The organism is Leifsonia sp. SIMBA_070 (assembly GCF_046534635.1).
In the GTDB taxonomy this organism is placed as follows: Bacteria; Actinomycetota; Actinomycetes; order Actinomycetales; family Microbacteriaceae; genus Leifsonia.
In genome coordinates, this window is record NZ_JAWRYK010001073.1 from 1 (window position 1) to 229 (window position 229).

Below are 229 nucleotides of genomic sequence, written 5' to 3' on the forward strand. Positions count from 1 at the left end.
CCAGCTGTTGGCCGTAATCGACTGTCTTGCTGACTTCCAATCGTTCGACCCGGCTTTCAATCTCCTGTTGTTTCTGGTCTAGGAAGAAAATCGCCTTTACTTCTGGGCTGAGATTAGAAAACGGATTTTGAATGGTTTGCTCTATTTCCTCAAACTTTGTCACGTAAGCTGCCGTGAAGAGAACGCCTTTTTCTCCTGTCAGCTTATTTGCAACCATTTCGCAACCTTT

Annotated in this window: 1 pseudogene; it reads right to left on the reverse strand. The window is 45.0% G+C overall.

Going from position 1 to position 229, the window contains the following annotated elements:
• Positions 1–217, reverse strand: a pseudogene (locus tag SB754_RS23445) (hypothetical protein); the annotation flags it as partial.
• Positions 218–229 lie beyond the last annotated feature (12 nt).